This window comes from Mycobacterium sp. NGS64, from assembly GCF_059812245.1.
This window is the reverse complement of record NZ_JCALCI010000021.1, coordinates 23,928-32,433: the sequence shown is the minus strand read 5'-3', so window position 1 is coordinate 32,433 and position 8,506 is coordinate 23,928. Positions and strand designations below refer to the sequence as shown.

Annotated in this window: 11 protein-coding genes; 5 read left to right on the top strand and 6 right to left on the bottom strand. The window is 68.3% G+C overall.

From position 1 onward, the window contains the following. Positions 1-18: 18 nt before the first annotated feature. On the bottom strand, positions 19-870 hold the full coding sequence (locus AC5Y4S_RS29485; protein WP_500036058.1) for an enoyl-CoA hydratase-related protein: 852 nt from the start codon (positions 868-870) through the stop codon (positions 19-21). Between the two features lie 107 nt (positions 871-977). Next, entirely contained in the window at positions 978-1,523 is a 546-nt protein-coding gene (locus AC5Y4S_RS29480; RefSeq protein ID WP_500036051.1) for a class I SAM-dependent methyltransferase, read from the bottom strand. Between the two features lie 42 nt (positions 1,524-1,565). On the opposite strand from AC5Y4S_RS29480, the gene AC5Y4S_RS29475 reads away from it, so the two are divergent. The 4 genes from AC5Y4S_RS29475 to AC5Y4S_RS29460 all read left to right on the top strand — a co-directional run bounded on the left by AC5Y4S_RS29475 (position 1,566) and on the right by AC5Y4S_RS29460 (position 4,281). Beyond that, positions 1,566-2,153 carry a TetR/AcrR family transcriptional regulator gene (locus tag AC5Y4S_RS29475; RefSeq protein ID WP_500036050.1) on the top strand — a complete coding sequence of 196 codons (588 nt, stop codon included), beginning with the start codon at positions 1,566-1,568 and terminating at the stop codon, positions 2,151-2,153. Positions 2,154-2,206: 53 nt separating this feature from the next. Further along, the gene (locus AC5Y4S_RS29470) at positions 2,207-2,872 is read left to right on the top strand and encodes a TetR/AcrR family transcriptional regulator (protein ID WP_500036049.1); all 666 of its coding nucleotides are present in this window, start codon (positions 2,207-2,209) and stop codon (positions 2,870-2,872) included. Positions 2,873-3,007: 135 nt separating this feature from the next. Next, the gene (locus AC5Y4S_RS29465; protein WP_500036057.1) at positions 3,008-3,430 is read left to right on the top strand and encodes a hypothetical protein; all 423 of its coding nucleotides are present in this window, start codon (positions 3,008-3,010) and stop codon (positions 3,428-3,430) included. A gap of 209 nt (positions 3,431-3,639) precedes the next feature. After that, positions 3,640-4,281: a cutinase family protein gene (locus tag AC5Y4S_RS29460; RefSeq protein WP_500036056.1), complete on the top strand. Its 642-nt coding sequence runs from the start codon at positions 3,640-3,642 to the stop codon at positions 4,279-4,281. Here the strand turns inward: AC5Y4S_RS29460 and AC5Y4S_RS29455 are convergent. After that, the gene (locus AC5Y4S_RS29455) at positions 4,278-6,026 is read right to left on the bottom strand and encodes an N-acyl-D-amino-acid deacylase family protein (protein WP_500036048.1); all 1,749 of its coding nucleotides are present in this window, start codon (positions 6,024-6,026) and stop codon (positions 4,278-4,280) included. The genes AC5Y4S_RS29460 and AC5Y4S_RS29455 overlap by 4 nt on opposite strands. A gap of 132 nt (positions 6,027-6,158) precedes the next feature. Here AC5Y4S_RS29455 and AC5Y4S_RS29450 point away from each other — a divergent pair, with 132 nt between their 5' ends. Then, a complete protein-coding gene (locus AC5Y4S_RS29450; protein ID WP_500036047.1) occupies positions 6,159-6,614 on the top strand; it encodes a nuclear transport factor 2 family protein in 456 nt (151 codons plus the stop codon). A gap of 7 nt (positions 6,615-6,621) precedes the next feature. Here the strand turns inward: AC5Y4S_RS29450 and AC5Y4S_RS29445 are convergent, their stop codons facing one another. The 3 genes from AC5Y4S_RS29445 to AC5Y4S_RS29435 all read right to left on the bottom strand — a co-directional run bounded on the left by AC5Y4S_RS29445 (position 6,622) and on the right by AC5Y4S_RS29435 (position 8,503). Then, entirely contained in the window at positions 6,622-7,269 is a 648-nt protein-coding gene (locus AC5Y4S_RS29445) for a maleylpyruvate isomerase family mycothiol-dependent enzyme (protein ID WP_500036046.1), read from the bottom strand. A gap of 77 nt (positions 7,270-7,346) precedes the next feature. Then, positions 7,347-7,718, bottom strand: a complete 372-nt coding sequence (locus AC5Y4S_RS29440) for a DUF5073 family protein (RefSeq protein ID WP_500036045.1) — start codon at positions 7,716-7,718, stop codon at positions 7,347-7,349. Beyond that, a complete protein-coding gene (locus AC5Y4S_RS29435; protein ID WP_067158961.1) occupies positions 7,718-8,503 on the bottom strand; it encodes a heavy metal-binding domain-containing protein in 786 nt (261 codons plus the stop codon). The genes AC5Y4S_RS29440 and AC5Y4S_RS29435 overlap by 1 nt, the downstream gene beginning before the upstream one ends. Positions 8,504-8,506 lie beyond the last annotated feature (3 nt).

Sequence of the window (8,506 nt, the reverse complement as noted above, 5' to 3'; positions counted from 1 at the left end):
CGCGCAGTTTGGGGGGTTTTACGTCTGCTCGTTCTGAGAACTCTCGTCGCGGCCGACGAAATCCCTTGGCTTCATGCCGGATTGCATGAGTTCGGCCCGGCGCGCCTGCACGTCGGAGGCAGCGCCCACCATGTTGGTCAAGATGTGGCTGACCTGGAGGTGGACCCGCATTCCCATCAATTCCCAGGCCCGCTTCACGTTGTTCTTGACCGCCATCAGCGTGGTCAACGGGATCTGGGAGATCCTGCGTGCCATCTCCTCGACGGTGGTTTCCAGCTCTTCGCGCGGCACCACCTTGTTCAGCAGACCCCAGTCGAGCGCTTCCTGCGCCGAGAGCGTCGGCGCCAGCAACAGCCAGTCCATGGTGCGGTGCCAGTTCATCAGCAACCACGGCTCGATCATGGTGTGCCCGCCGGGCTCGCCGAGGCTTTGGGCAAGCGGCATTTGGAAATACGCGTCCTCGGACGCGACACAGAAATCGGTCAGCAGGCCGAGATAAATGCCGCCGCCCATGCAATAGCCGTGGATCGCCGAGATCGTCGGCTTGGGAAACTCCCACAGATAAAGCGTGGGCCACAGAAACAGGTCGGCCGTCCCCTTGTACAGGTCCTCGAAGGTATTTCCGAAGTCCGGGTACGGGTTCTCGTCCGGGCCCCACCGCGCCACGTGCCCGCCGCAGAACCCCTTTCCGTTGGCCTTGATGATGACGACTTTGATCTCTTTGTCGCGGTCGGCCTCGTGCAGGCAGTCATCGACCTCGGTGACCAACACCGCGTCCTTGGTATTGGCCTTGTCGACCCGGTTCAAGATGATCCGCGCAATCGGCGGTTCGCGTTCATAGATGATCGCTTCGAGCACGCGCCGCTCCATCGTGGTGACATTACCGGTTTTCGGGCGCACGCCCAGCGCGCCGAGGCTGCCCACAGATCGCGATTTCGCGGGAATTCGCGATCTGTGCGCAGGGTCGAGGCGGTCGCTCAGCGGCGCGCCACCAACCACGCGTGACCGTCGCCCTCGCCGGCGTCGATGAGCTCGAGCCCGGCGAACGCGGCGGGCAGCTCGCCCGGGGTGGCGCGGAACGGTCCCGGCGCGGCCCCGACCTCGCTCAGCGCGGCGATTGCCAGCAGCCCGCCGGGCGCCAGGCGCTCGATGATCGCCTCGTCGAGGCGGCGGTCCCGGAAGTTATGGCACAGGACGACGTCGACGGACGGCCCGGCGGGCAGCCCATCGTCCAGATCCCAGACGTCGAAGTGGCAGCGGTCCGCGACGCCGGCGAGCCGCGCCAACTCGAGCGCCTGCTCGATGGCGACCGGGGACACGTCGCACGCCCAGACGTCGAGGCCGCGGCGGCCCAGCCAGACGGCGCCACGTCCCTGCCCACAGGCGAGGTCGAGGGCGCGTCCCGACGTCGGAAACAGCTCCGCGTGGCGCGCGACGAAGCGGGGCGGCCCGACCTCGCTCAGCTGCGGTGACCCTGCGCCGGCGTACCGCTCGTCCCAGCGACGCCGGTCGTCCTCGGCCATGGGCGCCACCTTAGATTGCCCACCGGTTTCTACACTGGACCGGTGTCTAGACAGGCGGCTTCTCCGACGGACGCCGGGACGGCCCGCCGCTCCGACCGCCGGCCGGCGCAGACGATCCGCAAGGTCCTCGAGGCCGGGCTGGAGGAACTGCGCGAATCGTCGTACGCGGCCCTGACGATGCGCGCGGTCGCGACGCGCGCCGGCGTGTCCCCGGCCAGCGCGTATACGTACTTTCCGTCGAAGAGCGCGCTGGTCGCGGCGGTGTACCTGCGCTTCCTGCGGGACTTGCCGCTGCACACCGACGTCAACGACACCACCGAGGCGCGGGTTAGCGCGACCCTGCGCGACATGGCGCTGATGGTCGCCGACGAGCCCGAGCTGGCGACCGCCTGCGGCGCGGCGCTGATGGCCGACGATCCCGCGGTCAAGCCGCTGCGCGAGCAGATCGGCGAAGAGGTGTCCAGGCGGATCGCGGCGGCGCTGGGTCCCGGTTGGCCCCGCGCGGTGCGCTCCGCGCTTCAGATGACGTTCTCCGGGGCCCTCCTGACGGCCCGGTTCGTCAGCTATGACGAGATCGCGGAACAGCTCGACGAGGCAGTCGGCCTCATTCTCAAAGCGTGCGCCGCCTAAAGCCCAGTGGCCCAACCGAATCGTTATTATCCAGCTGTGAGGATCGGCTGAGCGTGCGCAGTCACGGCTGGGCAGGGAACACGCCCGCCTCCGACGAGGAGGCGATCGAGCGCATCCTGGACGCCGCCGACCGGATCATCGACGAGCGCGGCCAGGCAATGGGAATCGCCGACGTGGCGCGCGCGCTGGGCGTGACGCGGCAGACCGTCTACCGGTACTTCCCCGGCACCCAGGCGCTGCTGGTGGCGACCGCGATGCGGTCGGCCGACGGGTTCCTTGACCGCCTGGCGACCCAGCTCGAGGGCGTGACCGACCCGGTGGTGGCGATGACAGAGGGCATGGCTTTCGCCATCGAGCGGCTGGCGTCGGACAATCAGCTCGCATTCGTGTTGCGCCATCGCGGCGGACAAGGCGTCTCCATCATCTCCGATACCGCGTTGGCGTTCGGACGTTCGATGCTGCATCGCTTCGACATCGATTGGGAGCACTACGGTTTCGACGAGGCGGGACTCGACGAACTGAACGAATTCAGCCTGCGGGTGCTGCACTCCTTCCTCACCGATCCCGGCCGGCCGCCGCGCAGCGGCGCCGAATTGCGGCGCTATCTCACCCGCTGGATCGGACCCGCGATCGCCTATCCACAGCTGATACGCACCATGGACGCCCTTCGGGGCGCCGAGCCCGCGCGGGCGCGGGGGCGCCCGTCCAGGGCGTCCTGATACCGCCGAAGTGGTTGATCCCTCACCCCGAGTTCGGCCATCCTCAACGAACCGACGTTGACGACCGACGAAGGAGGGGACGTGGTAGGGCTGGGACAACTCGCACTGAACAGCGCGCCCGTTTTAGGTGGCCTGATGCTCGCCGTTGCGGCCGGTCAATTCAGAGGTCCAGACTATCGCGAGCTGATCAAACAGGACATGGACTTGCTGGAGCGTCTCCCCCCGGAGGCAGTCGAGCGCCGCGCCGAGCTGCGGCGCAGCATCGATGAGCGCATCGATGATCTGGTCGAGGTCGCCGACAGGAATCGCGCGCTGCGCAAGGCTGCGCTGACCTACCGGGGCAATTGGCGGGACGTGGTGCTCTTGCTCTGCGTGGTGCTGTTCACCGTCATCTGGTGGGAAGTCGATCACAGCAGGGGCAACTGGCTGCCGATGTTCGTCTTGCTGATCCTGCTGTCGGTGGTGACCGCCGCCTACGCGTTCCGCGGCGCGCTACGCGCTGCCCGTTCGCTGGTGCGCAGGCGGGCCGTTCGGGAGGGCGCCGACGGATCGACTTGATCACATCTCATCCGCCGTTCGACTCGCGAACGCGATGCGTACATCGGCCGTTGTGGTGCGCCTGGTAGCGCGCTGACCTGCGACATGTCCGGACCGCCGCGTCTTGCGGGCCCACCCGGACGTCCCGCCGCCGGCGGACGCTCGCCGAGCAGCCGCCATCACGTTATGCCAAAATTTTCCACGTGCAGTTTCCTCCCCTCGCCCGCCTCATTTGTGCTGCGGTGGCGCCGATTTGGGCGCTGCCGCTCGCGTCCGTTCCCTCTGCGTATGCCGAGCCGTGCCCCGATGTCGAGGTGGTGTTCGCCCGCGGCACCACCGAGCCGCCCGGCGTGGGCCGCGTCGGGCAGGACTTCGTGGACACGCTGCGCTCGCGCGTCGGCACCCGATCGCTCGGCGTGTACCCGGTCAACTACCCGGCCACCACCGACTTCCCCACCGCGATCGACGGCATCACCGACGCCGGCCATCACGTGGAGTCGATGGCGGCCAACTGCCCCAAAACCAAGATGGTGTTGGGCGGATATTCGCAGGGGGCGGCCGTCATGGGCTTCGTCACCGCGAACCGGGTCCCCGATGGGGCGAACCTCGCACAGCCGCCCGAGCCGATGCCGGCCGACGTCGCCAACCACGTGGCCGCCGTCGCCCTCTTCGGCAAGCCGTCGACCCAGTTCATGAGCATCATCAACGAGCCCCCGGTCACGATCGGTCCGCTGTACGCGCCGAAGACGATCGAGTTGTGCGTTCCCAACGATCCCGTCTGTTCGGGATCGGGATTCCCGGCCGCGCACCGGCAATACGTCGAGGCCGGGATGGTTGATCAGGCGGCGGACTTCGCCGCGGGCCGGCTTTAGACGGCCGCCGCGCGGCATCCCCGGACCAGACCGCCGGGCCTTTCGTCGGTCAGTTCGCCGTCGGCGACGACGGTCTCGCCCAGCACCATCGTCTCGACGTAACCGTCCGAGCGCTGGATCAACCGGCCCGCGCCGCCGGGCAGGTCCTCGACCCGCTCCGGGTAGTGCAGCCGCAGTCGATCCAGATCAATGAGGTTGATGTCGGCGCGCCGCCCGGGGGCGAGCACGCCGCGATCGCCCAGCCCGTAAAAGCCCGCGGGATCGCCGGTGAGGCGGTGCACCGCCGCCTCCAGCGACAGGCCCGGGCCGCGGGTCCGCTTGCCGACCCAGTGCGACAGCAGGTACGTGGTCATGCTGGCGTCGCAGATGATTCCGCAGTGCGCCCCGCCGTCGCCCAGCCCCTGCAGGCTCACCGGGTCGGCCATCATGTTGTACAGGTGGTCGTAGTTGTTGCCGGCGTAGTTGAGCAGGGGCAGCAGCAGGAATTCGCGTCCCTCGGCGCCGAGCAGCACGTCGTAGGTGACCTCCCAGGGGTCGCGGCGCTCCCGCTCGGCGATCGCGGCGATGCTGTCTTCGGGCGCGGGCTCGTAGTCGAGCGCTTCGCCGAGTGGATACAGGCGCTTGAACAGGTGCCTGTTGAGTTGGTCCGCCGACGGCTCCGGCGTCGGCTCGGGCGCGTCGGCCAGGATTCGCGCCCGGACGTCCTGATCACGCAGTCGTTGAACCCGCTGCGCCAAAGGCAATTCCATCAACGGCCGATACGTCGCGCGGTGCCGGAATGGATTCATCCGCGACTGGTGTCCCATCAACATTCCGAAGGCGCGGCTGGCGACCTGCGGCCGGATCATCGCACCGGCGGAGTTGGCTTCGTGCACCGCCGCGAACCAGTGCCGCCAGTCGTGCGGGTCCTGCTCGTTGACCATCGCCAGGAAGGTGAGCGGTATCCGGTATCGCCGCCCGAGCCGCGTGATCCAATCGATCTCGGCGTCGATCGAGTGGCGCTGGTCGCCGCCCATCGCGCCGCCCACGCCAGCCGGAACCACTTGCAGCACACCCGAACCCACCTCGGCCATGACGGCCATCAGTGCGGCGAGTTCGTCCTCCTCGGAGTAGGTTCCCGGCACGGGTTCGCCCGACGCGCTGCGATGTCCCGCCGTGCGCCCGAACGACATGCCCACCGCCCCGGCGCGCAGGCCGTCGGCGACGATTCCGCACATCGCGTCGAGATCCGCGCCCGTCGCGATCTCGTGCGCGCGGTCACCCATAACGAAGCCGCGAACGGCGGCGTGCGGGATCTGCGCGGCCACGTCCACCGCGCGCGGCATCCGTTCGAGGGCGTCCAGATACTCGCCGAAGGACTCCCATTCCCACGTGATGCCCTCGGACAGCGCGGAGCCCGGAATGTCCTCTACGCCCTCCATGAGGTCGACGAGCCAGCCGTGCCGATCGGGACGCACCGGCGCGAAACCGATGCCGCAGTTGCCCATGACTGCCGTCGTGACGCCGTGCCAGCACGACGGGGTGAGATGCGGATCCCAGGTGGCCTGCCCGTCGTAATGGGTGTGCACGTCGACGAATCCCGGTGTCACCGTTAGCCCGTCGGCCTCGACGGTGCGTTTGGCGGTGCCCCCGACGCGGCCCACCTCGGCGACCATTCCGTCGGTGACCGCGACGTCGGCGGTCCGCGCCGGCGCGCCGGTGCCGTCCACCACGGTTCCGCCCCGGATGATCAGGTCGTAGGTCATGACAGCCTCCTCGCGGGCCGGCCAGCGGCGCCCACCCAGCATTCAACAGCCGTGTCCTTTTTCTCAATAGGCGACGACGCAGTGCGTGGGACCATCGACGCGGCAGCATTTCGAATTTGAGGAGGCCGAGTGGTGACGGACGTCGGGCGCACGGACTTCGATGCCACCGATCGACTGGCGATCATCAACTTGTTCGGGGCCTATGCCTACACGTATGACGAAAACCGGCTCGACGACTTTCGCGCCCTGTTCACCGAGTCACCGCAGCTCGTGCTGCTGCACGAGGGTAGCCCGCTGTCGGCGGACATCGACACCGTCATGGCCCTGCTTGCGGTGAGGAAACAGCGTTTCAAAGAGGAATGCAACCAACGGCGCCACGCGCTGAATTCGTTCTGGTTCGCCAGCCAGAGCGCCACCGAGGCCGCCGGCCACTGCTACGTCCAGGTTTTTGCCGTCAAAGACGGCGGTTCGCCCAGCCCCGACCTGACCGGCCGCTACGAGTTCACCGCGGTCAAGCGGGACGGCGCCTGGCGGTTCAGCCGGTGGGTGGTGGCGATCGACCAGAAACAACCCGCCGCCGGCGAGTGAAAGTGCGTCAGCCTGAAGCGCATCGGGCGCGGAGCGCGCGGACGCCCGGGCCCGCAAGATCGTCGCAATAAGCCTGGCGGCCCGCCATCGCCATCGTCAGCGCGAGCGTCGTCCCGCTGACGAGCGGGCCGGCGCCGGTCGCAAAGGAACTGTCGGTCGCCTCCAGCCGCAGACCATCGATCGCGCTGCGGCTACGCACCGCAAAGTCCCGGCGCGCATAGAACTCCGCCACCGGGACGACGACGTCCACCGGTGGCGTGCGAAGGAGCCCGAGGGGCCGCCGGATGTCTTGGGCATGCACGACGACCTCACCCAGAAATGCGGCGGTCGGTCCCAGCGGCGCGGTGGTGCTCGTGATGACCCGCCGGAATCGCTCGAGCGTCTCGGCGGAAGTCGCGCCGCGGTGCTCGGCCAGACGGCGCTCGTTGTGCAGGTCGAAGTCGAATCGAGCGCCGACGGCACTGGCGAACCAGCGCAGCGGGCCGGTGCTCGCGGCGGCGGTAAGGTGGGCGACCACCTCCTCGATGACCCACCGCCCGCACAGCGACGGCAGAGCCCACTGGGCGTCGTCGAGGCCGGCGAGATCGTCCGCGAGCGCCGCGCGCTCCGCATGGGCCGCCGACCACAGAGCGTCACGGGTGGCACCTTCGAACATGCAAGCCTCCAATGGGCGGCAGGGATGACGACGGGGTAGACCTCCGCCCGGCCCCAAAGTCATCGGCCGGTCGAATCTCAGAAGCTGGTGTCGAGAGCTTCGAGCGCCGCGTCGATGTTGGGCATGATCGTCGGGCCGTAACCGCTCACCAGTTGCCCAAGCGACCGTGCGATGTGGGGACCGACGGCCGCGGCAGCGAGGACCTCCTCGGCGATCGCCACGCCGTTGACCACATGGGCGGCGAGGAGCCGGCCGTCAGTGGTCACTTCGTAGCGCCAGTCACCGATCTGAACCCGTTCCGGCTGCGACCGAAACAGGCCCCGCCGCGCCGGTGTGACGATCACCCCGGGAACGCCGCCAAACACCTTGACTACGAGCGCGACGCCGCCCGGGCCGGACAAGGCCGACCCGACGGCGCGACTGACCCGCTCGTGATCGAGGCTCATCATCAATCGCTCAGCGGCAGCACGAACGACGGCGTCAGGGTCTGCGGCTCGCCGCTGCGACGCACCGCCGTCCCCGCAACGTAAAACTCCACCGTGTGATGTCCCCACGCGTAATTCGAGATGGCGAAATGGACCCCCACAATGCCGTTCGCGCCGTCGCGCTCCGCCTCGCTCTGCATCCGTGACATCGCCAGCTCCCGAGACTGGTAGCTGCCCTGCGTCCACTGCGGCATCTCGGCGTTGCGTCCCGCCTGCTTCAGCATTTGCATAAACCCTTGCACCGCAACGTGGAACACGCAGTTGCCCATCACGAAGGCGACCGGGGCGAATCCGGACCGCAGCAGCGTGGTCAGGTCCTGGCCGGAAAGGTGGCTGGTGAACGCCTGCCCGTTGGGGCGCCGAAATGCCCCGGGCTTCGCGGTGTAGCGCACGGCGGTGCCGACCGCGATGAACTCCAGGTGCTCGCCCTCCCCCTGGTGACGCCAGTCCAGCCGCACACCCACTACGCCGTCCGCCCCCAGCGAATCGGCCTCGGCCTGCATCCGCGACATCGCATTCCAGCGCGCGCGGTACGTCGCCTCGGTGAGCACCGGCAGCTCGGATTGCTGCCTGATGCCGGTGAACTGATAGCCCACGTGATAGACCGAAACGCCCATCACGAGTTCGATCGGTTCGAACCCCGCCCCGTGCAGCAGAGCGAACTCGTTGATCGACAGATCGGTCGTGAACACCTTGCCTGCGTGCGACAGCCGTTCGCTGGCGACTGGGTCGAGCGGGTTCGGTTGCATTGG